We start from the raw sequence: 20,767 nt of genomic DNA, 5'->3' as shown, positions 1-20,767 counted from the left end.
TCAGCAGGGGTTCGGAGCGGCCGGTCAGGCAGTGCGCGCGTCGGCGCGCCGGGCGGCGCGGACGAAATCGGCGGATTCCGCGGCGCAGCCCGCACAGATCGCGGCCAGACCGGCGGACGGGTCGCGGTCCATTTCGATGGCGGTGTAGGAGAGTTGGCAGGCGTGGCACCGGATCCGGGCGCCCCAGACGTCGTCGACCTCGTCGCGCGGGTCGTCGCCGCGAGGCAGCAAGGGCGACCGTCCGACCCGCGTCCCGACGGCGTACAGGAGCGCGGCGAGGACGCAGGTGATCGCCGGTGCGAGGGTCGTGTACCAGGCGCCGGGGCGGCCGGATTCGGTCAGCCCGATCCCGGTCAGCGAGGCGAGGATCCAGGCCGCGAGGCCGGGCAGCACGTTGCGGAGCCGGCCGCGGCGGAACTCGGGGATGCCGTCGCGGTCCCCGCGGACCAGCCCGATGTGGGTGAGCGCGATGGCGACCCAGGCGGCGACGAACACTCCCTGCCACGCCAGTGCGGTCAGCAGATAGGACAGCACGTCGGTGAGCATGAAGGCGAAGACGATGACGCCGGCGATCACCGACCAGACGATCCGGGGCCAGCGCAGCCGCAGCGCGCGTTCGCCGAACGCCTCCAGGTTGGTCGAGGCGACGTAGTAGTTCGCCGTGTTGATCCTGGTTTGGCTGACCAGGATGAACAGCAGTCCCGCGACGCCGAGGGTGCCGAGCACCGCGTCGATGACCCCGGTCTCCGAGGCCGCCTGCGCCGGCAGGACGGCGGTGGTCACGAAGATGCCGATGACGCCGTTGAGCACGAATGTGGCCAGGTAGTAAGGAATTCCGAAGGTGACCCGCGAGTGGAACCGCGCGTCTGAAGGGCGGCCAAGGCGGGCGTAGTCGACGGCGAACATCATCAGGACCCAGGTGCCCAGGTAGACCATGAAGGCGGTGACCCAGCCGGGAAGCGCGAGCCCGGCCGGCGTCGGCGTGGCGGCGAGGCCGGACGCGAATCCGTGCTGGATGCCGGCGGCGAGCACCAGCGCGACGAGCCCGGCGAGATAGAGCGGAAGCAGCACGCCGTTGAGCCGGTCGAGCCAGCGCTGGACTCCGCCGATCACGAGCGGCACGGCGTAGAGGACCACGATCGCGTACCAGATGCGGATGTCGCTCGTCGGCGCGAACCACCGCTGCAGCGCGACCGCAATCACCGAGCCTTCGAAGACTGCGTAGTAGATCGCGGTGGCACCGAGCAGGAGCGGAGCGAGGCCGCCACCGAGATAACCGAACAGCCGTCGGGAAAGCAGGGCCACGGTGAGCCCGGAACGGATGGCGTAGCGGACCAGCACGGCTTGAACGAGCCCGAAGACCACCGAGGCGAGAACCATGCCGACGACGGCGTTCGTGCGGCCGACGGCTTGGTCCACGGAAACCGCTACGTAGAGCCAAAACATCGCGCTGAAAGTCGCGAGCCACGCCATCGACAGGGACGTCCGGCCTGCCCGGCCGGTCAGCGGCACGACGTGGGTGGCGTAGTCCTGGGTCGCGGCCTGCTTGACGACCGCGGGGTCGTCGGTGCGGGTGATGCGGAGCGGAGGTCTGACGGGGTGTTCGGTCTCCGGGAAGGAATCGGCAGTCATGGGGTAGTCCTCGGATGGCCATGGTCGTGTCCGCCGCGGGCGGGTGCGGCGGACACGACCGGATGGGCCGCTGTCGACTGGGCGGCGACGCTGCGAACCGGCGAATGCGGTTCCGGCGACCGGGCCGCTGGGGGTGGGCGGGCCGTCGATCGCCGCGGACAACGCTACGAGCGGCCCTTGTGACCTGGGTCATCCCGGCGGACGGTCTTCGGGAGGAGATCGCTCCGGCCATCCGGAGGAGGAAGGCATCCTCCGCGCGGCCGGTGGCGGGGGGATCAGTCGAGCAGGCCGCGCCGGATCGCCGCGGCCACTGCCGAGGCCCGATCGTTCACGCCGAGCTTCTCGTAGGCGTGCTGAAGATGAGTCTTGACCGTCGTCACGCCGACGAAGAGTTCGGCGGCGATGTCCTTGATCGCTGTTCCCTCGGCGGCGAGCCGCAGCACATCGCGCTCGCGCTCGGTCAGCGGCGGCTGCTCCTGCCGCCGGGCCTGTCGCCGGAGTTCCTCGGCCAGGCCCGTCTGCAACTCGGGCGGGATCACGGTAGCCCCGCCGGCGACGGCGAGGACGGTCTCGGCGACGGTCTGCCCGGAGACGATCTTCATCAGGTAGGCGCGGGCACCGGCAGCCAGAGCGCGGTAGACCGTCGCGCTGTCCTCGTACGCGGAGACGATCACGCATCGCGACGCGAGGCCCTCGCGCGCGCACTGCTCGATGATCTCGATTCCGTCGGCCCCGGGGAGCATGAGGTCGAGCACCGCGACGTCGGGTTCGGTCCGGCGAAGCAGTTCGAGCGCGTGCGCGCCGTCCCCGGACACTCCGACGACCTCGATTTCGGCATGGCTTCCCAGCTGCGCGGCCAGCCCGTCGCGATAGACGGGGTGGTCGTCCGCGAGCAGCACCCGCACCAGGTTCATCCGCGGCTCTCCGAGGTCAGTTCGCTGATCGTGCGGACGAGCGCACGAAGGTCGACGGGCTTGGTCAGGTAGGCCGCGGCCCCGGCTTCGGTGAGCCGGGTGATGCGCGGGCCGAGCGCGTCCGCGGACACGACGACCACCGGGATCGCCGCCGTCTCCGGCTGGGCGCGGAGGCGGGCGAGGACGTTCTCCCCGTCGGCGTCCGGGAGGTGCAGGTCCAGCAGGATGATGTCGGGCCGGGCCACGCGCGCGAGCGCGACGCCGTCGGCCCCGGTCCTCGCGCAGGTCAGCTCGGCGACACGCTGCCGCTCGAGCACGCCTCGCACGAGTTCGACGTTCGCGTCGGCGTCCTCGATGTACAGCACGTGCACCGAGGACAGGTCGGCGAGCGGCTCGCCGGGCCCGGTCTCCGCCGCCTCGTGCTGCGGCCGCACCCCGGGAGCGATCGGCAGTTCGAGGAAGAACACGCTTCCCCGCCCCGGTTTCGACCGTTCGACCCCCAGCGTCCCGCCCATGGCCTCGACCAGGGTGCGGGAAAGGGTCAGGCCCAACCCGGTCCCTTCCACCTCGGTCCCGCCGGCGTCGAGGCGCTCGAACGGGGCGAAAACCCGCTCGGCCTCCTCGGCGGTCAGCCCCCGGCCGGTGTCGGTGACCAGGAACCGGATCCGCCCTTCGCCGGCGCGGAAGGACGCGGTCACCATGCCGTCCGGGCGGTTGTACTTCACCGCGTTGCTGAGCAGGTTCAACAGCACCTGCGCGAGCCGGCGCCGGTTGGCCACGACGGCGGTGTCGAGGCCGCCGTGGAAGTCCCGGGCGAGGGTGATCCCGCGGGCCTCCGCCAGCGGGCGCACGAGGACCAGCGCTTCCTGGAAGGCCTCGACCGCGCCGACCGGCTCGACCTCGACGTCCAGGCCGACGTGCTCGGTGGTGGTGATGTCGAGGACCTCGTTGATGAGGTTCAGCAGGTGGTGGCCCGCTTGCACGATCCGGTGCGCCCGGTCGGCCTGCTCGCCGCGCAGGTCGAGCTCCAGGAGCTGGCCGAAGCCCAGGATCGAGTTGAGCGGAGTGCGCAGCTCGTGGCTCATCCGGGACAGGAACTCCGTCTTCGCCGCGTTGGCGCGCTCCGCCTCGTCGCGAGCGAGGCGGACGGCTTGTTCGGCGTGGCTGCGGTCGGTGATGTCGGTCGAGATGCCGCCGACCGCGTACGGCTTGCCGTCCTCGCCGATCAGCGGGAACTTCGTCGACAGGTAGATCGTGTCTCCCGGGACCAGCTCCTCGAACATCATGCTTCGGGCCGCGTCGAGAACGCGCCGGTCGTTGGCGTGATAGGTGCGGCCGAGCCGGGCGCCGAAGATGTCGTCGTCGGTCATCCCGACGACGTCCTCCCGGCGGACCCCGGTGGCTTTCTCGAACGAACTGTTGATCAGCAGGTAACGCCCGTCGGCGCCCTTGAGGTAGATGAGCGCGTCGACCGCGTCCGCGATCGCCTGCATCATCTGCTCGCTCTCCCAGAGCGCGCGATCCGCCCGGGAGCGCGACGCGGTGACGTCGAGCTGCACGAGCACCAGCCCGGCGAGCTCGCCGGACCGCAACCGGTCGACGCGCAGGAGCACCGGAGTCTCCCCGCCAGCACCGACGAGACTCACCTCGCGCGGTCCGCAGCCGGATGCGAGCGCGTCGGCGGGCAGCGCCGGGAACAGCTCGCTCAAGCAGGTGCCCGCCGGAACAGAACGGCCGAGCAGCGCGCTGAACGCCGTGCTGGCGGCGACCACCTCGGCACCGTCCGGTCCGTGGCGCACGATCAACGACGGCGCGACCGCGAGCTCGATCAGCTCCGCGGCCGCCGTCGATACTCCGTTGGATCGGCGCGACACGTCCACAGCCGCAGATCCTAGGCGCACACCGGCAGTGCGTCGGTCCATGACGCTGGTAAGCAGGGCGAACTGAGGCCGCTCTTTCGATTCAGGTCGCCGTTGTGCGACTGACCGCGTCATGACCTCGGCGCTTCCCGGACAGCCCGCCGGATCGCAGAGCTGAAGGAGCTGATCCGCGCCGATACTCGCTGTGACTTGGGGATTCCTGCCCAGGTCGCCGCCGGAGTTGATGACTTGAGCGCATGCGGCGTACCGGTTGCGCGTTCGGAATCCTGCACCGCCGCGTCCAGCATCGCCAAGCGCTTGTCCCGCAGCGGTTTCGCCGGGGCGACGGCGTTTCACGGCGTCCCGTTCACGGTCGAGGACTCGCTGGACGTGCGGGGGAGGGGCTCCGCACGCGGCTCCGCTCTCTTCCGGAACGGTGCACCCGCTGCCCCTGGGCTTCGAGCGGACCCCAAGCGGGCCGGGCCGCGAGCGCCGCCGGGACGTCGCTGCCCCGGCTCACCTGATCGAGGAGTCCTCGGGAGCAGGACCGACCCGTCCTGCTCCCGAGGAAACAGCGCGAATTATTGCGAGACACCGAGTTGCCGAGCGACCTGCTCAGCAGCCCGCTGACCAGTCAGGACCGCACCGTTCATCGTTCCGGCCCACTCGCCCGCGGTTTCCACCCCAGCCCAGTGGACGCGCCCGTGCGGCTCGGCGAGAGCGCTGCCGTAACTGCCGGACGCGTAAGGCGGAACCGCGGGGTTCGGCCCGCCCGGGGCGAACGGTTCCGTGCCCCAGCAGTGGTCCACGTAGTCGATCGGGGCGCCGGCCTGAGGCCCGTACAGATCGACGAGCTGCCGGACGACGCGGTCCCGCCGGGCTTCCGGGCTGAAGTTGTCGTACACCCGGGGGTCGCAGAAGGCCATCAGAATGCCCGGTCCGCTGTCGTCAGGCGAGACGTCGAACGTGATGAACACGGTGCCGGTGTCGGTCAGTGCCTCGCCGGAAAGCCCGCTGCTGCGCCAAAACGGCTTCTCGTAGGCGACGAACGCCTTGCTCAACGCGCCCATCCGCCAGGTCTTGGCCAGCCACTCGCCCTTCTCCGGCAGCGCAGGCTCGAACTCGATATCGGCCCGGTGCGCGGGAGCAGCGGTGACAATGGCGTACCTGGCGTTGATCACCTCCGAGTCGGTGCTGACCGTGACGCCACTGCCGTCCTGCGCGATTCGCCGGACCGGAGTGCCCACCACCACCCGGTCGCCGAGCTTTTCGGCGAGCCGCGTGGCGATCTCCTGCGTGGTTTCGGCGTAGCGCTCCTCTTGCTGACCGTCCTCGACGTCCAGCATGTGCGAAACCCCGCCCGCCGCGCGGATGTAGCGCAACGCGTGCAGCAACGAGACGTCTCCCGGACTGCAGCCCCACTGCACCTTGCTGAGAATGGTCATCAGCGCACGCGTGCCAGGCTGCGCGTCGTTCTGGTCGAGCCATTCACCGAACGAAATTGCATCGAGCCGCTCGGCTTCCGGAGACTCCCAAACCGCTTCGACGTCGACCGTCGAGAGCAGCTCGTGCAGAATCCCTTGCACGCGGCCCATGTCCTCCACGGCCTCAGTCGAAATCTCGGGAATGGTGCCCTGGTAAGTGCTGCGCTCCCCGCCCATCCACAGAACATTGAGACCTTTCGCGAACTGCGGGGTGGTAGTACACCCCAGCCGGCTCGCAAGATTCCGGATCTCCGTGTGCCGCCGCGAAACCCACGTCGCCCCGAGATCGACCTTGACCCCCGCGACCTCGCCGGAATACGACCGGCCACCGATCCGGTCGCGCCCCTCCACGACCCGCACGGACACCCCCAGGTCCGCGAGTCGTTCCGCAGCGGTCAACCCCGCGAATCCAGCGCCGACGATCACGACGTCCGCCGATACGGTATTCGGTTCACGCTCAACAGATTTCGACATAGTTCCCTCCTTGACACACGCGGTCCGCGTGGTGTGCGATGCATCGGGTAATCGCCTCGGCCGCGAAAATCCCGCGCACAGCTGGGCGGCCCGGTGTCCGGATGCCTCAGCTGTCATGACCGCCCTGGTTCTCGCTCTTTCCGCTGCCGATGCTTTCCACTGTTCCTGCCAGCGACAGCGGCTCCCCACTGCAGAACGCACCTGATTTCCCGAGGGCCGGTGCACGGTGCACCGAGTTCGCTTGGCCACCGACCAGCCGGGAAATCCGGAACCTTTCCATCCGCCAGGTTCCCACCCGATGACCGCGGAGAGCTTCGGGCGACTACTACAGTTTCTCTTATCCAGACGACCACCGTTGCAGTGCGGACCGGTCTATGCCGAATTGCATTTCACGAGCACTCTCGCTGGATTCGCTCGAGAAAGTTTCGGGAGGACCGGGCCGTCTGCCCGGCAGAAGCCTGCCTCTGCCGGGCCCTGGCGGAGATCACCAGAGGTGAACCAGCCAGTTTTCCGTTCTCACGTCCGTGTCGAAGACATCGTCGTGCTCGCGCGACAACTCGGTCAGGAATACGGCGACGGAGTAATCGCGGACATCAGACGATCTGGAGAAGTTCGCTCTCAGTCCGGAGCGTGCTAGTGAATCGCTGCACCTGCGCCAGGGGAGGGGACGGTGGCGGAGCCCAGACTTCGACAGTCAGCCTGACGTCGGCAATTCCCGGCCGGAGCGTGAACAGCATGCAGGTATCCGACGACGTCACTGCGTCGGCACCGGATGTGCGTTCGGTGAGTTGCCGGGCAACGGTGAGCACGTCGCCGGTTCCAATGGCGAACTGCTGGAATTCGGGGCGAAGTTCGGCGCGGACCGCGGCGCGAGGCGGTTATGCCGTCATGGTCGGCAGCGTAGCCCCCGTGGGGCTGTCCGCTCCGCACAGAGGGTTTCTGCCAGGACGTCGCTTCCGGCCCGGCTGTGTCCTTCAAAGCCGGGCCGGACGACCGTGTCGTCTTTCCGGTCAACGGTCGTGGATAGACCTTCCGGGAAGGATAAGCTCAACGCCGGGGAGTACAAGGAGAATCGGAGAAAGAGCGGAATGCTGAGCTTCCAGGATGCTTACATGCTGTGGCGGTGGCTTCCTTTCCCTCGCGGCGTGCTGAACCACCCCCTGGGCGACACCAAGGGTGAGTTGGCAGGCACCGAGGAGTACGTGGCCACGGTGATCCGCTTCGTGGAACGGGGCATCTTCATCCCCGCGCAGATCGATGTCCTGGCGAGACTGGACCGCATCATCGGCCGGATCGAAGCGTTGAACAGCGGGCTGACCGAGGAACAGCAGATCAGCGCGGACCAGCAGCACGCTTACGCGGTCCTGATGAAGATCATCTATGCGGGATTCCTGAGCCAGGCCCCGGCGGAGCCGTGATCCGGCGTCCGCCGGGCCGTCTTGGAGGTCAGCACCGCTGAGCGAGCACCCGCTTCGCCATGGGAAGCGGGTTTCTTTGTGCACGAAACGGCCGGATGTCGACCGGCGCCGGCCTTCGTCGAGTGCGAGACCCGGTCGATGTCACCGCATCCGCGGCCCGCATGGGGAAGCGGCGGCGTGGATGGGACCGGCCCTGTCTCCCGAACGGTGTGCCCCTGAGCGAGAACGCAATGACCGCTGTGCACCCGACGAGCCCGACACGGAGTCCACCGGCGAGCTGCGCGGCCTCGCATCGCGCTACTGGGGATGTCAATGCCTGCGCGAGCAGAAGGACGCAACGATCATCAGCAAGTGCCCGGCCCCGGACCTCTGCAGAATCTTCCTGGGTCCTTTACTGCGTTTCCCACGAGCAGCAGGAAAAGGTGGTTTCCTCTGGTCGACGCTGGACGAGATCGAGCACGCCGCGACCGGGGAGTGAGCCGATGGACACCCGCACCGGCGTGGCGGCACCGAAGCTGCGCGCTGGGCGTGGCTGACGCACGAGCCCGTCTGCCAAATACACGTTCTGCTGTTCCAGAAGAGGCTGGTCTCGAACCGACCGCCCGCGCCATGCTGGAACTGATCGCACACGACGCTGAAGTGTCCGCGGAGGAACCAGGCGCGAGAACAAGGGCCAACGGTTGGAGTCGATGACGCCTGCGCGCGTCAACCATTTGCCGGACGGTGTCCGGAACACGCGATCCGAAATCTTCCCCGGAGCGATGTAGCTGCCAGCGCGAAGGCGGACGATCACGCGTGACACGGTGACTCCGAACCGGAACGGCAAGGCTGTATACAGTCCAGTACCGCCTGCAGCAGACGCGAGCTGCGCGAAGCAAGCGGCGTGCGGCGTTGGTCCAATGCGGACAGCCGATCCGTCGACTGGTTCACCGATGCGCGTTCTAGAGTTCGGAGCCGCATCAGTGGGGGACTGGCGATGTATGGGATTGGCAGTCGTTTCGGCCTTGAATTCGGGATATGGAAACCACCTGGTTCATCAGCCCGGAGCGCAAGCTGTCACCGCTTCTTTTGCACGTGGTCGACGACGGTCGCCAGGCTGGTCTGGACGTCGTCCAGCCGGTCGAAGATCTCGTCGAGGCGCTGTTCCAGCGCGTCGAGACGGGTCGACAGTTCGCCGCCGTCGTCGGCCGGCTCGTCGGGATGCGGGGGCGTGCGGTTCTGCAGCACGGCCTGCAGATGTTGCGGGTGCCAGCCGAGCGTGGTCGACAGCGCTTCGAGTGTGCGCGCGCTCCGTCGGCGCTCGACCGTGTGGTGCTGCAGCTCGCGCACGATCGCCTGCGACACGTGCGACCGCGCCGCCAGCCGAGTTCGTGCACTCGCATGTCGATCGCCTTCGCGACCGCCGCCCAATCCTCCGACACCTATTCCTCCGCGCTCCGCCTCAGCGCCGAGGTGCAGACGTCATTGCCCATATGTTGCGCTGCGTATCGTGTTTGTAACCGTACGTCGACACTCGCGTCGGTTGGAACCTGAGTTCCTGAAGCAGCGTCTCGCCGGATTTGTCCCGCCTTGTAGTTCGGGGTTGCGCGACTTCGCTGCATGCCGTGGTCGTTCGGCGAGGGATGCTGTCCCATCGCCGAGAGGGTGCGCGAGCGTTAAGGACGGTCTTGGAACATCTGATCTGAGGGGCAGGGTGAGGGAGCGCACTGAGGGGCTAGGGCTCAGTCGCCGACGTTCGAGTCGATTCGTCGGCCCAACACAGGGGGCTGGATAGGTGCCGCAGTGCGCTGGCGGCTGCTCGAACGCGACCGACGTAGGGTTGACCTGCAGATATGCGAATGAGTATCTAAATGTCGAGAACATATGAGATTATCATGCGAGCTCTCGGCGCTGTTTCGCACCCCCCTGAAATGACGTGTCTGATCGTCGTATACTCTCTTCATCAGCAAGTCCGAGTGGCGGAATGGCAGACGCGCTAGCTTGAGGTGCTAGTGTCCTTAACGGACGTGGGGGTTCAAGTCCCCCCTCGGACACACACGTTAGACACACGGGGAGAGGCGGTCACTACGACCGCCTCTTTTTCATTGTCGTAGTTCAGCTTCACCCCGAGGTCTCGGTAGACCTGCGTGATCCGCTCCGGTGCCCGTGAGTTCAGCGCCCGGGCCACGTCGTCCATCGAATCCAGCCGCGCGTACACCTCCGCCGCCTCGATGACCGTCGCCTTCGGCAAGTGCTGCAACTCGGCGCGAGCTGCCTCCCGCTCCGCTTGCGCCGTGTTGATCGCCTCGACCACCGCGGCCGGATCCACTCCCGCCTCGATCGCTGCTTGGTGTCGGCGCAAGCGTGACTCCGCATCAGCCAACCGCTTCTCCGCTGACTCCCTGCCGGTCGAGTACGTCCCACCCTGCGAAGCGACCAGCGCGGCGACCGTCTCATCCCGGTTCGCCGGGTCGAACACCTGACACAGCCAGCCGTTCAGCGCGGGCATCACGACGTCCTCCCGCAGATTGACCGTCTTCGGATGGCTCTTCAGCGCAGGTGATCCAGGTGCCAACGTTCGGGCCATGCACCGGTAGTAGACCGCCTTCCGGATCGGCGCGCCCTGCATCTTCCGTCCGCAGATCTCGCAGCGAATCAGCCCCTTCAGCAGGTAGACGTTCTTCGCCGCGGGACGGTCTCGCTCCAGCTTCGCTATACCGCGCATCCCGCCAGCACCTCGCGAGCGCCGCAGCAACTGCGCCTGCGCGAACGTCTCGACCGACACGATCTCCGGATGAGACTGCCGCCGCGACCGGACGACCGTGCCCGGATCCGACTTCCGGAACCGGACGACGTAACCAGCGCTCACGTCGTCCGGATTCAGCAGACGCTCGTGCTTCGTCCACCGCCCGAAAACCGCGTAACCCGTGTACCTGGGATTCTCCAGGATCGCCCGGACAGTCGAGCCCTGCCAGCCGTCTCCCGGACGGTGCCGGTTCTGCTCCGGCCGCACCTTCGACGGACACGGGATGCCGTCCTGGTTCAGCCCCCGCGCGATCACCCGGTCGCCCACGCCAGCCAAGTACTCGGCGAACATCCGGCGCACCACCTCCGCCGCAGGCTCATCGATTTCCAGCACCCGCAACCGAAACCCCTCCGCCGGCTTCCGCGGATTCGGATGCGGACCGCCGTCCACCACTCGATACCCATACGGTGCCCGGCCGCCCTGATGCCGTCCTTCGTTGATCACCTGTGCGTCCATCGCCGACCGGACCCGAGCCTGAACGTGCTGACGTTCCGACTCACTCATCCCACCGAGGACGCTCATCAGCATCTTGTGCGAAGGGTTGCGTGCATCGAACTTCCCGCCGAGTTCGGGAACCCACAGGTCAACCCCGTAGGCCGCGAAGCGCGGAGCAATCAGCGAGAACTGGTTGCCGAACCAACACCGTGTCCCTTCCCCGACCACAACGCCCGTCCACTCTCGCCGCGGATCCTTGAGCGCGGCCAACAACTGCGCGCCCGCATCCCGCCGCTCCCACGGCACCGAACGCGACTGGCCGACGTCGAAGTACTGCGCAACTACCTCTCCGCCCAGCGGGCCAACGAACTTCGTGGCGTTCCCCAGCTGCCAACCCAGCGAGGTCTCCGGATCCTGGTTGTCCTCCGTCGAGCACCGCCCGTAGAAAGCCAACGAGCCGATCTGTTCCTCAGCAACGACGGTCGAGTCGACGCCGAGCGCATCGTCCAGCACTGCCCACGGATCGATATCGAAATCAGCTGTCATCGGTCACCCCATCCGTACGGTCCCAGTACGGCACGTCGGTCAACTCGACCAAGACCGCAAGCAGTCCGCGCGCCACCACTGGCGTCAATACTGGCATCTCCGCAGGCAAGATGACCACAACGCCCTGCTCGTCGCTCCTGGAACTCGTCATGACGCCCCCTCGACGCCGAACGAAGCAGCCTCGCGTCGCGCCTGATCGATTTCAGCTATCAGGTATCCGCGAAACTGACGAGTTCGGCCGTCGTCGCCGGTAAGGCGGTACCGCGTCGGGCGGCAGCCCAGTTCGCTCATCTGCGCCGCGAACGTCTTCGCCTCGACACCGAGCGCGGCTGTCAGCTCTGAGGTCGGGACGAACTCGCGATCGTCCGCCACGTCCTCGAGGTAATCGACTACCGCGCGCAGCGGCTCCGGCAACCGCTCCTGAACCGCGTCATCACGGGGAGCCGCAACGATCTGCGGTGCGGCTGGCATCGCCAGTTCCGGCATCGACGCACCGGCTGCGTGCCCGGTCAGCGTGCCTTCCGCCTCACGCAGCTCACGTCCGCGGCGACAGATCGTCTGCCAATCCTCATTCGGCATGTAATACGTCCGCACAGTCAGCGCCAGCACATCCCCGCCAGCCTGTGCATCCCCGTCCGGCCGAAGAATCCCAACTCCCTTATGTGATGCGAGCAACCGACTGCTGTCATACCCCCGGGTGTTCATCTGCTCGCCGAGAACGATGTTGCTGTCCCGCCAGTCCATGACCCGCAGCGCGAACCGAGACCCAAGCACTGCCCGTAACCCGGACGGAATTGTCTTCGAATCCGGCCGCTGCGTCGCCAACACCAGCACAATCCCGGCCGCCGGACCCTTCTTAGCCAGCCACGTCAACAACTCGCCGACATACTCACCCGCCGTCAACGTCTTGCCCTCGACCTTGACCGGCGTCCGGTCCTCCAGCGGCACCTGCACCTCGTCCACGAAAATCGCCGTGATCGGCATATCCAACGCCCGGTCCCGCGACATCGCCGGCGTCACCTTCGACTCCGGACACGTTTCGTCGTCCAGCTCCCGCATCCGCCGGAACCGCCCCTGCACCTCGCTGACCAGCTCCACCAGCCACCCGACCAGTGCCAACACATGCTCCGGCTCATCACCCGACATGAACCGATGCGCCACACGCCCAGCCGCGTCCCAATCCTTCCCGGCCTTGAAATCCGCCACATACAGCCGCGTGAACGGGTCGAGCACCAGCCCCGCCGCGGCCAGCCGGGCCGCGAATGTCTTGCCCTGTCGGGGAATCGCCCCGACCAGCAACGACGTCCACACCAACGGAAGATCCACCCGCCGGTCCCGCGCATCCCGTCCAAACGGGACCGGCCGCCACGCATCCCATCGCGCCGCGTCGAGCAACGGCGTCCTCCGCGGAGCCGATGCGTACGGATCCTCATCGGCAACCCACATCGCGACCCGGCCAGCGTGCCCGCCGTTACCGCGCACCCGCTCAACGATCAGCTGCACCTCATCGACCGCGAGCGCTGATGCCAGCGCCTCGCGGTTCTTGATGACGTCCGCGGCCTTCCGCGTAGCCGGAAGGTCAACGGTGATCGCCCAGCCGTCTCCCATCCGCGTCGCCCGTTCGACCAGCCTCAGGGTCTCGTCCTTGCCCACTAGCTTCGCGTCCCGAAACGCGTCGACCAGCACCTGTGGATCCATCGTCCAGCGCAACGTCCGAGGCCCGGCCAGCACCGCTTTCCGCCCTGGACTCCCTTCGCGCTGCCGTCCGAGCACGGCCAGCGCAACCGCCAAGACTCCACCGAGAACCCAAAGAGCAACGGTGCCGTAGACCAGTTCAGCCATCAGCGTGACCGCAGCTGCGCCCGCAGCAACCGCACCGGTGACCTTCCACCGAAACAACGTCAGCGCCCGAATGTCGGCGAACTTGTCCGCAAGCTTCTCTGACTGCTCCGCCGCCTCCCGGAAGTCCCGGACAGTCACCCAGGCCCGCCACCACCGCGCAGCCGCAACCAGCCCACGCGCCACCGCGCCCAGACAACGGAACGGCGAACGCACCACGCCCGCAACGAAGTCCTTAGCCGCTTGCCGCGCCTGGTTCCGGTCCTTCAACCAGGTCGGCACCCACCGGGATCGCAGCCACCAGGACTCGAACCGCTTCCGCGGCCGCGGCTGAGGCAACGTGTCATCCACCAGCTCGCCGTCGAGTATCGGATCAGCCTTGACCAGCGCGTCGTCAGCCATTGGCCACCTCCGCGCGCAACGTCCGAGCCAGCCGCGGCGACAACCCGCGCGAACACCCGGTCTCCTGCCGAACCCACGCCGGCGTGATCTCCACGCCCGGAGCCCAAGCCGCCCGCGCCTCGGCGAGGTAGTCCGCGAACAGCTTCCGCCGCCCGCCCTCGACCGGCCGAACGACTCGACGCTCACCAGCAGCCACCAGCACGGCATCGGTCAGCTTGTCCCGAAGATCAGTGACAGCCTCCACCGCCACGAACACCACCAACGGCGGAACGGAGTGCAACACGATCGCCGCAGCCTCACCGGCCATGAACGACGTCCAGGTGTTCATGACATACGTCGCCGCCAGCGTGAACCACTTCGCCCGACGCACCCACGGCCCAGTCCGCACCTGGTACCGCGCCGTGACCTGCTCCGCACGGAGAATCGCCAGCAGTACCAACGAAACAGTCGGATCCAACACCCACGCCGCCAGCCACGGCAACGACCACACCGCCGTATCCGCCGACGCGAAGGTCTGCACGTTCGTCATCGTGAAGCCCAGCCCGAGCACGATCCCGGACCACGCCATCCAGTCGACCTGCCGCCGCACCCGCTCAATCCGCAGCGCCACTACGTCCGGATCCGTCTGATACGCCCGAACCTCCGCAGCCTCAGCCGCATCCCGCGCAAGCTTCTGCGCCCTGCTCATCGCGGACCACCCCGCTTCGAGGTGTCGACCGTCGTCACAGTCAGCGCCCGAGTCAGCGCGTGCGCCGCGAACAGTGCAGGCAACCCCAGCACCGCCAGCAAGACCCACGTCCCGCCCTGGTGAGCGATCACCACCCACTGAACCGCCACGATCAGCGCCGCGTTAAACACGACCCGCCCGGCCAACGACACCAGCCGCGCCCCAGACCGCGCCTTCTCCGCAGCCGCCTTCGCCCGGCGAGCACCTGCACGCCACACCCAAAACAGCACCAGCAGCACGCCGACCCCGGCCACAACCTGCGTCGGCGTCACGGTCAGCCCGTTCATCGCGCACCCCCGGCCCGCTCGCCGCGGCGGAGCCAGTGCGGGTGCAACGCCCGCCGGTCATCGTCGGCCATCCCGCCCCAGACTCCGACCGTCGCCTCCCCGGCAGCCCGCAACTCCAGCTCCAGACACATGTCCCGTACCGGGCAACCACCGCACATCCGGGCAGCGAGTTCCGCATCCGACGACGCGGGTGGCGGGTCACCGTCCGGTGGCCACATACAGAGTCCGTCCCTGGTCACGACGTCGTGGAGCACGTCGGACGGCACCCAACGAAGCGAGTCGAGCTTCCAAGCAATCCCGATCAAGGCGAGTTCGTCCATCACGCCGCACCCCGGCCGAGGACGCGCGTCAACTCGGTAGACGGGATCCGCAGCCCTTCCCGGCGACGGACCACCCGCAGCTTCCGACTCCGGATGGCCCGACTGACCGCGCCCCGCGAGACACCGAGCAGCCAAGCCGCTTCATCCGGCGTGTGAAAAGTGACATTCGAGTTCATAAGAAAAGGCCAATCTGATGATTTCAAGACTATGTTGTTGAGTTCAGCTGCCCAAAGGGCATAGATACCCGACGCGCCGCGGCACACCCGCTATGCGGCGCGAGAAAAGCGCAATGACGCGCTAATCTCGGCGCTGAGGCGGAGCGCGGAGGAATAGGTGTCGGAGGATTGGGCGGCGGTCGCGAAGGCGATCGACATGCGAGTGCACGAACTCGGCTGGCGGCAGCGCGAGCTGGCGGAGCGGTCGCACGTGTCGCAGGCGATCGTGCGCGAGCTGCAGCACCACACGGTCGAGCGCCGACGGAGCGCGCGCACACTCGAAGCGCTGTCGACCACGCTCGGCTGGCACCCGCAACATCTGCAGGCCGTGCTGCAGAACCGCACGCCCCCGCATCCCGACGAGCCGGCCGACGACGGCGGCGAACTGTCGACCCGTCTCGACGCGCTGGAACAGCGCCTCGACGAGATCTTCGACCGGCTGGACGACGTCCAGACCAGCCTGGCGACCGTCGTCGACCACGTGCAAAAGAAGCGCTGACGGCTTGCGCTTCGGGCTGATGAACCAGGTGATTTCCATACCCCGAATTCAAGGCCGAAACGGCGACCGTTCCCATGCATTGCCAGTGCATGAGCAGTGCACGACTAATGCAGCTTCCAATTCGGAAAGCGCGCGCCGATGAATCCGGCCGACGAATGGACGGGCCGCACCGCATCAGCGCTGCAAGCAGCTCTCCGAATGAGCAACGAGGGTTTCGCCGCACACCTCGGCATCGGCGTCCGCACGGTCGCGTCCTGGCACCAAAAGCCGGACCTGCGCCCGCGGTCGGAGATGCAACAGGTGCTCGACCGCGCCTACGAGCAGGTCGGTGACACCGAACGCGCCCGCTTCGCCGAGCTGACCGGCACCGCACCGGCCGAGACCTCCGCGGATCCCCGCCTGCACGACGACCCGAACATCGCCTCCGCGCTCGAATGGATCGACCAGCACGCACACTGGTCGCCCGGAACCGCGCGACGCGCAGTCGCCGCCAAAGCCGCGCAACTGGACACCCAAGCCCTGCGCGACCGCAGCACCCGCCGCAGCTGGGTCACCCAACGCGATACCGCCGACGCGCTGGCTGCCTATTACGGCAGCCGAACCGGGGACCACGGCCTGTACACCGCGCGAGTCGGCACGGAACTCGTGAACACCAGCGTCCTGACCTGCGCGAACTGGCTGGATCTCGACTGCGAGCTACGCCCCGCATCAGACCGATTCAGGGTTGCCACCGCGCAGCCCGAGGCAGACCTGGCCCTCGACGAGCGCGCCGCAACCGCGGCAGTTCACCGGCTCGCCGAGTCGCTGGCCATGAACACCCGCCTCGTGAACAGCCCTCTGTACCGCGCGCTCGCCCTGGACATCGCCGAACACCAACTCGCCGGATCCTTCGGCACCACGCACTTCGTCCACTACGCCCTGACGCTCGATCTGCTGGAGGGCGAGCTGGTCGACGCCATCATCGCTGGCGAACCGCTCAAGCTCCCTTTGCGAGACCGCTACCTCCCCAACCTGGAGTCCGTCCTCGACGTCGGAACCCGGCTCTGTGCCGGCGGCGCACTCGCCCTCACCGCCATTGCCCGCCCCGCCGACCCGTTCCGCGGAGAAGCCGACTACGTCCTGCTAGTCCAAGAACGCTCGGGCAACGTCCTGAACGCAGCCCGCCGCCTGGCCGTCATCCCGAAGGGCTTCCACCAGCCCCTCACCGACGTGCGCCGCGACGCGCAGATCGGCGCGACGCTCCGGCGCGAGATGGAAGAGGAACTGTTCGGCCGCCCCGACATCGATAACACCGTCACCGACTCGCTGACCGCAGACCCGATGCACCCGACGCTCATGTCAGAGCCGATGCGCTGGCTCATGCAAAAACCCGGCCGCCTCCGCATGGAGACGACCGGGTTCGGGCTGAACTTGGTGAGTGGCAACTTCGAGTTCGCCAGCCTCATCGTCATCGAGGACGAAGAGTTCTGGAACCAGTACGGCGGAGTCGTCGCCGCGAACTGGGAATCCTCGACGCTGCGCCAGTATTCGACCACGGACATCGAGCTTCTGACCGAACTGCTGACTGATGTAGCGTGGAGCAACGAAGGTTTGTTCGCCATGACGCAAGGGCTCCGACGCCTCGCGGAAATCGGCGGAGACCGGGTACGCCTGCCAACGATCGAGTGGGAGATCAGCGAGTGACCGAGGGCTGGACCAGCGGCAACGCCAACGAGGATGCAGCAGGTAACCGCGGCTGGCTGGTCGGCCACTTCCTCGACCCCTCCCACGGAGTTCGATCGACGAACGACGTGGAAGTCAAGTGGGCCAACCACCCCGCAGGAGACAAGCGTCCCGAGTGGACGGCCGATGACCAGCGCACCACGCTCGTCATGCTCATCTCCGGCGAGTTCCGCATCGACGTCACCGGCGGTACGAAAACCATGGCGAGCCAAGGCGACTACGTCATGTGGGGCCCAGGAATCGACCACTCTTGGGAAGCGCTCGCCGACTCCGTCGTGCTGACCGTCCGGTGGCCGTCAGCAGCGTAAGTCGATCGACGGCAACGACACCCGCGCACCACCGATCTCCGACAACCGGCGCAGGCCGAGCAGGAACGCGAACAGGCCCTCGTTCGTCCATTTCTCGTCGGTGATCAGCTCGCCGACCAGCTCACGGTCGAGCGACGAGTACTGCCGCAGGCCAGAGACCTCCCAGTTTGCCTCAACCACGCCACCGAACTGCGGCCAGAACTCCTCGTCCTCGATCACGACAAGCGCCGCGAACTCGTAGTTGCCGCTGACCAGGTTGAACCCGAACCCGGTGCACTCCATCCGCATCCGACCCGGCTCCGCTGTCAACCACCGCATCGGTTCGGACAGCCGCGTCGGGTGCATCGGGTCGGCCGCACGTTGCACATCAGTCGTGGTGTCGACATCTTGCCGACCGAACAACTCTTCCTCCAGCTCACGCCGCAGCGTTGCGCCGATCCGCGCGTCACCCCGCTGGTCCGCCAGCGGACCGTGGAACCCCTTCGGGATCACGGCGACCCGACCCGAACCGTTGACCACATGGCCGGATCGTTCCTGCACGAGCAGGAGATAGTCAGCTTCTCCGCGCAAGGGGTCCGCTGGTCGCGCGATCGCGGTAAGGGCTAGGACTCCACCAGCGCAAAGACGACTGCGCATGTCGAGAACGCCAGCGAGGTCCGGCAGCAGCTCGCTCCGCAACTGGGTCTTGCCAGCCGCTAACTCCCGTTCGAGCAGGTCCGGACCCAACGCGTACTCGACAAACGAGGCAGTGCCGACTGTGCCGCCGACATGATCAGCGCAAACGTCAACGTCAAGCAGCCGGTACAACGGCCGATCGGCAATCCGGACGTCCGCGGTCGCTGCATCTGCCAGCCGAGCCAAGGCCGCGTCCGTTGTCCCAGCTCGCTGCTCTGCAGCAACTCGCGCATCAAGGACGAGCACATCCCGCCCGGGGTCCAGCGGACATCGGAGATCTGTCCAGTCAGGTCTGGTCACCACGCTCGTGGTGACCAGTTCGCCGCCGACCTCCGCACCGAAGTAGCAGTATTCTCCCTCGGGAGTGCCATAGAACTGTCGAAGTACCTCCGCCTCCTCAGCCCGGCGACCGATCTGACGCTCACGGCCCGACTTCGGTCGCACAGCGCGCCGAGCTGTCCCCGCAGCCCAGCCCGCCGACTTGTCCAACCATTCGAACGCCGACGTAAGCGCGGGGCCTCCCGCTTCGGACGAGCCTTGCCCGAAGAATGCCCGCACGTCCGCCACCGGTCGCCCGAGCACCCTTCCCAGCTCCGGCCACTGATGCGGCAGCGGACGATGCCCACCGGATTCCCAGCGCGCGACGGTCGTCCGGTCGACGCCGAGCACCGCGGCGAGCGTCTCCTGTGTATGACCAGCGTCTTCGCGAGCCAAAATCAGCGCTTCTCGCCGCTCCGACATCGCTGCACCTCACCCCTTCCGGCCAGCCAAGTTAGACGATAGCAAATGCAGACGCAGGTTATCCGCACAAGTGCCACAGCCTTGCCACACGAGCGCCGTGGTCTCGCACCAGCCGCACTCATTGAATGATTTCAACAGGTTTCAGTCTGTCGAGAAGAGGTCAGATGCCAGTTGACGCCGAAACGCTGTGACACCAGCCGCGGCAGTCGACGCCGGCCCGAACTGGGCGTCTCAGGCGCTCTACTGAGCATGGGCCTGGGACACGTCACAGCCGTAACAACCGTGATTCGCCCAGCTCAAAGCCCCTTTTTCGCGTCACGCCACTCCGTGGCCGCCCGGCACTCTGTGACAGCTCCGAGACGCACCAACCACTGGTACGGGGATCCTCATGCAAGCGCTGATCTTCATCGATCTCGATCACGTCCACCCAGTCGTGGACGGCGCGTGGCACCGCGCCATCCTCGACTCAGTCCCGGACCCCGGCGAAGACGTGACCATGCTGTGCGGGCTCACCGCACCGGCCGGTTTCAAATCACGCGACAGCCGCGACCCCAACTGCGTTCTCGTCATGTGCGTCCACTGCGACTACCAGTACCGCCGCGCCAACCGCATCCCGATCCGGCCGAATCATCCCGCGCTGTCACGGTAGCCGCGGAACGGCCCGAACTGCGATGCCCCCGACTCCTCGAACGCGCATCCTCGGAGCCAGTCTCCGAAACGCGCGCATCGAAGCCAACTTCGGACTCCGCGAGCTGGCACGCAGAATCGGCGTTGCGCCCGCGATGCTGTCCAGCTGGGAACAAGCACGCCGCACGCCGAGCCTCGCGGACGTCGCCGGCCTCCTGGGCGCAATCGGCGCCGTCGGCAACACAAGGCGCGACATTCTCCGCATTGCCGAAGGTACAGCAGAACAGTGCTGGGTCGTCTGCGGCACGCCAGGGTCTCCGGCTCGGACCATAGCTCTGGCCGCGCACAACGAGTCCGCGCAGTCAATCGTCTCTTGGGATCCATTCGCGATCCCAGAGGTACTGCCGATCGCACGTACGCATCCGGACACGCAGCTTGCCCCGCTGGAGGCGTTCGTATCCGATCACGCTCTCCACTACCGAGTTGGGAACATAAGTCAAACTGTACGATCCGTTATCCGCGCTGCCGCAGAGTCACGACAATTCGCACTTCACGTCGTTCCTGCTGGCATAGCCTGGCGAGCAGGCCTTACAACGGCATTCGATCGGTACACCATGAACAGCGGAGAATCAGTCGTCTACTGCGGACAACGAGGCCTTGGCATCTTCACGGTCGACCCGCGCGAGACCGGAAGTCCATTTCATAAAGACCTCGAACTCGTCCGGCAGATCGCGGCCAGCCATGGCAGAACACTCAACTTCCCTTCGACGTCTCGTTCAGGGTTAGCGTTCTAGCGTCGCCGCCTCCTTAGCTTCGACTGCTTAGACGTTGTCACCGTCCGGACCAACGGCCTCGGCG

Annotated in this window: 18 protein-coding genes, 1 tRNA gene and 1 pseudogene; 7 read left to right on the top strand and 13 right to left on the bottom strand. The window is 67.0% G+C overall.

Features of this window, described 5'->3' with window-relative positions:
- Positions 1–24 precede the first annotated feature (24 nt).
- From DMP23_RS43810 to DMP23_RS43795, 4 genes are all read right to left on the bottom strand, one after another.
- On the bottom strand, positions 25–1,632 hold the full coding sequence (locus DMP23_RS43810; RefSeq protein ID WP_337824710.1) for a purine-cytosine permease family protein: 1,608 nt from the start codon (positions 1,630–1,632) through the stop codon (positions 25–27).
- 275 nt (positions 1,633–1,907) lie between these two features.
- Entirely contained in the window at positions 1,908–2,546 is a 639-nt protein-coding gene (locus tag DMP23_RS43805) for a response regulator (RefSeq protein WP_134731633.1), read from the bottom strand.
- Entirely contained in the window at positions 2,543–4,426 is a 1,884-nt protein-coding gene (locus tag DMP23_RS43800; protein ID WP_337824709.1) for a PAS domain-containing hybrid sensor histidine kinase/response regulator, read from the bottom strand. Before DMP23_RS43800 ends, DMP23_RS43805 begins: the two co-directional genes overlap by 4 nt.
- A gap of 560 nt (positions 4,427–4,986) precedes the next feature.
- On the bottom strand, positions 4,987–6,363 hold the full coding sequence (locus tag DMP23_RS43795) for a flavin monoamine oxidase family protein (protein WP_337824708.1): 1,377 nt from the start codon (positions 6,361–6,363) through the stop codon (positions 4,987–4,989).
- A gap of 1,145 nt (positions 6,364–7,508) precedes the next feature.
- On the opposite strand from DMP23_RS43795, the gene DMP23_RS43790 reads away from it, so the two are divergent.
- Positions 7,509–7,781 carry a hypothetical protein gene (locus tag DMP23_RS43790; RefSeq protein ID WP_134731641.1) on the top strand — a complete coding sequence of 91 codons (273 nt, stop codon included), beginning with the start codon at positions 7,509–7,511 and terminating at the stop codon, positions 7,779–7,781.
- A gap of 1,056 nt (positions 7,782–8,837) precedes the next feature.
- Here the strand turns inward: DMP23_RS43790 and DMP23_RS43785 are convergent.
- Positions 8,838–9,202, bottom strand: a pseudogene (locus DMP23_RS43785) (XRE family transcriptional regulator).
- Between the two features lie 528 nt (positions 9,203–9,730).
- Here DMP23_RS43785 and DMP23_RS43780 point away from each other — a divergent pair.
- Positions 9,731–9,814 (top strand) — tRNA-Leu (locus DMP23_RS43780).
- Here the strand turns inward: DMP23_RS43780 and DMP23_RS43775 are convergent.
- The 7 genes from DMP23_RS43775 to DMP23_RS43745 are packed head-to-tail and all read right to left on the bottom strand — an operon-like array spanning position 9,796 to position 15,298.
- Positions 9,796–11,547 (bottom strand): recombinase family protein, encoded by a 1,752-nt coding sequence (locus DMP23_RS43775; RefSeq protein ID WP_337824707.1) that lies wholly within the window; start codon positions 11,545–11,547, stop codon positions 9,796–9,798. The two genes, DMP23_RS43780 and DMP23_RS43775, sit on opposite strands and share 19 nt — an antisense overlap.
- The gene (locus DMP23_RS43770) at positions 11,537–11,698 is read right to left on the bottom strand and encodes a hypothetical protein (RefSeq protein ID WP_337824706.1); all 162 of its coding nucleotides are present in this window, start codon (positions 11,696–11,698) and stop codon (positions 11,537–11,539) included. Before DMP23_RS43770 ends, DMP23_RS43775 begins: the two co-directional genes overlap by 11 nt.
- Entirely contained in the window at positions 11,695–13,788 is a 2,094-nt protein-coding gene (locus tag DMP23_RS43765; protein ID WP_337824705.1) for a cell division protein FtsK, read from the bottom strand. Before DMP23_RS43765 ends, DMP23_RS43770 begins: the two co-directional genes overlap by 4 nt.
- A complete protein-coding gene (locus DMP23_RS43760; RefSeq protein WP_337824704.1) occupies positions 13,781–14,476 on the bottom strand; it encodes a hypothetical protein in 696 nt (231 codons plus the stop codon). Before DMP23_RS43760 ends, DMP23_RS43765 begins: the two co-directional genes overlap by 8 nt.
- Positions 14,473–14,802: a hypothetical protein gene (locus DMP23_RS43755; protein ID WP_337824703.1), complete on the bottom strand. Its 330-nt coding sequence runs from the start codon at positions 14,800–14,802 to the stop codon at positions 14,473–14,475. Before DMP23_RS43755 ends, DMP23_RS43760 begins: the two co-directional genes overlap by 4 nt.
- Positions 14,799–15,122, bottom strand: a complete 324-nt coding sequence (locus DMP23_RS43750; RefSeq protein ID WP_337824702.1) for a WhiB family transcriptional regulator — start codon at positions 15,120–15,122, stop codon at positions 14,799–14,801. The genes DMP23_RS43755 and DMP23_RS43750 overlap by 4 nt, the downstream gene beginning before the upstream one ends.
- Positions 15,122–15,298, bottom strand: a complete 177-nt coding sequence (locus DMP23_RS43745; RefSeq protein WP_337824701.1) for a helix-turn-helix domain-containing protein — start codon at positions 15,296–15,298, stop codon at positions 15,122–15,124. Before DMP23_RS43745 ends, DMP23_RS43750 begins: the two co-directional genes overlap by 1 nt.
- Positions 15,299–15,455: 157 nt before the next feature.
- Here DMP23_RS43745 and DMP23_RS43740 point away from each other — a divergent pair, with 157 nt between their 5' ends.
- The 3 genes from DMP23_RS43740 (at position 15,456) to DMP23_RS43730 (ending at position 17,866) form a co-directional block, all read left to right on the top strand.
- A complete protein-coding gene (locus tag DMP23_RS43740; protein WP_116199109.1) occupies positions 15,456–15,836 on the top strand; it encodes a helix-turn-helix domain-containing protein in 381 nt (126 codons plus the stop codon).
- Between the two features lie 138 nt (positions 15,837–15,974).
- The gene (locus DMP23_RS43735; RefSeq protein WP_337824700.1) at positions 15,975–17,519 is read left to right on the top strand and encodes a transcriptional regulator; all 1,545 of its coding nucleotides are present in this window, start codon (positions 15,975–15,977) and stop codon (positions 17,517–17,519) included.
- Positions 17,516–17,866, top strand: a complete 351-nt coding sequence (locus DMP23_RS43730) for a signal peptidase I (RefSeq protein WP_337824699.1) — start codon at positions 17,516–17,518, stop codon at positions 17,864–17,866. Before DMP23_RS43735 ends, DMP23_RS43730 begins: the two co-directional genes overlap by 4 nt.
- Here DMP23_RS43730 and DMP23_RS43725 read toward each other — a convergent pair.
- A complete protein-coding gene (locus DMP23_RS43725; protein WP_337824698.1) occupies positions 17,855–19,282 on the bottom strand; it encodes a helix-turn-helix transcriptional regulator in 1,428 nt (475 codons plus the stop codon). The genes DMP23_RS43730 and DMP23_RS43725 overlap by 12 nt on opposite strands.
- A gap of 388 nt (positions 19,283–19,670) precedes the next feature.
- On the opposite strand from DMP23_RS43725, the gene DMP23_RS43720 reads away from it, so the two are divergent.
- Positions 19,671–19,931 (top strand): hypothetical protein, encoded by a 261-nt coding sequence (locus DMP23_RS43720; protein WP_337824697.1) that lies wholly within the window; start codon positions 19,671–19,673, stop codon positions 19,929–19,931.
- A gap of 22 nt (positions 19,932–19,953) precedes the next feature.
- Entirely contained in the window at positions 19,954–20,703 is a 750-nt protein-coding gene (locus DMP23_RS43715; RefSeq protein WP_337824696.1) for a Scr1 family TA system antitoxin-like transcriptional regulator, read from the top strand.
- The last annotated feature ends 64 nt before the right edge of the window (positions 20,704–20,767 follow it).

The organism is Amycolatopsis sp. A1MSW2902, assembly GCF_017312175.1.
Lineage (GTDB): Bacteria > Actinomycetota > Actinomycetes > Mycobacteriales > Pseudonocardiaceae > Amycolatopsis > Amycolatopsis nivea.
Note: the sequence above shows the minus strand (reverse complement) of the source record. Positions and strands in the feature narration are given on the sequence as shown.

Bases quoted from the DNA above. Each gene is read 5' to 3' on its own strand.
- DMP23_RS43810 (WP_337824710.1), bottom strand. From the start codon at position 1,632: ATGACTGCCGATTCCTTCCCGGAGACCGAACACCCCGTCAGACCTCCG.
- DMP23_RS43805 (WP_134731633.1), bottom strand. From the start codon at position 2,546: ATGAACCTGGTGCGGGTGCTGCTCGCGGACGACCACCCCGTCTATCGC.
- DMP23_RS43795 (WP_337824708.1), bottom strand. From the start codon at position 6,363: ATGTCGAAATCTGTTGAGCGTGAACCGAATACCGTATCGGCGGACGTC.
- DMP23_RS43775 (WP_337824707.1), bottom strand. From the start codon at position 11,547: ATGACAGCTGATTTCGATATCGATCCGTGGGCAGTGCTGGACGATGCG.
- DMP23_RS43770 (WP_337824706.1), bottom strand. From the start codon at position 11,698: ATGACGAGTTCCAGGAGCGACGAGCAGGGCGTTGTGGTCATCTTGCCT.
- DMP23_RS43765 (WP_337824705.1), bottom strand. From the start codon at position 13,788: ATGGCTGACGACGCGCTGGTCAAGGCTGATCCGATACTCGACGGCGAG.
- DMP23_RS43760 (WP_337824704.1), bottom strand. From the start codon at position 14,476: ATGAGCAGGGCGCAGAAGCTTGCGCGGGATGCGGCTGAGGCTGCGGAG.
- DMP23_RS43755 (WP_337824703.1), bottom strand. From the start codon at position 14,802: ATGAACGGGCTGACCGTGACGCCGACGCAGGTTGTGGCCGGGGTCGGC.
- DMP23_RS43750 (WP_337824702.1), bottom strand. From the start codon at position 15,122: ATGGACGAACTCGCCTTGATCGGGATTGCTTGGAAGCTCGACTCGCTT.
- DMP23_RS43745 (WP_337824701.1), bottom strand. From the start codon at position 15,298: ATGAACTCGAATGTCACTTTTCACACGCCGGATGAAGCGGCTTGGCTG.
- DMP23_RS43735 (WP_337824700.1), top strand. From the start codon at position 15,975: ATGAATCCGGCCGACGAATGGACGGGCCGCACCGCATCAGCGCTGCAA.
- DMP23_RS43725 (WP_337824698.1), bottom strand. From the start codon at position 19,282: ATGTCGGAGCGGCGAGAAGCGCTGATTTTGGCTCGCGAAGACGCTGGT.
- DMP23_RS43720 (WP_337824697.1), top strand. From the start codon at position 19,671: ATGCAAGCGCTGATCTTCATCGATCTCGATCACGTCCACCCAGTCGTG.
- DMP23_RS43715 (WP_337824696.1), top strand. From the start codon at position 19,954: ATGCCCCCGACTCCTCGAACGCGCATCCTCGGAGCCAGTCTCCGAAAC.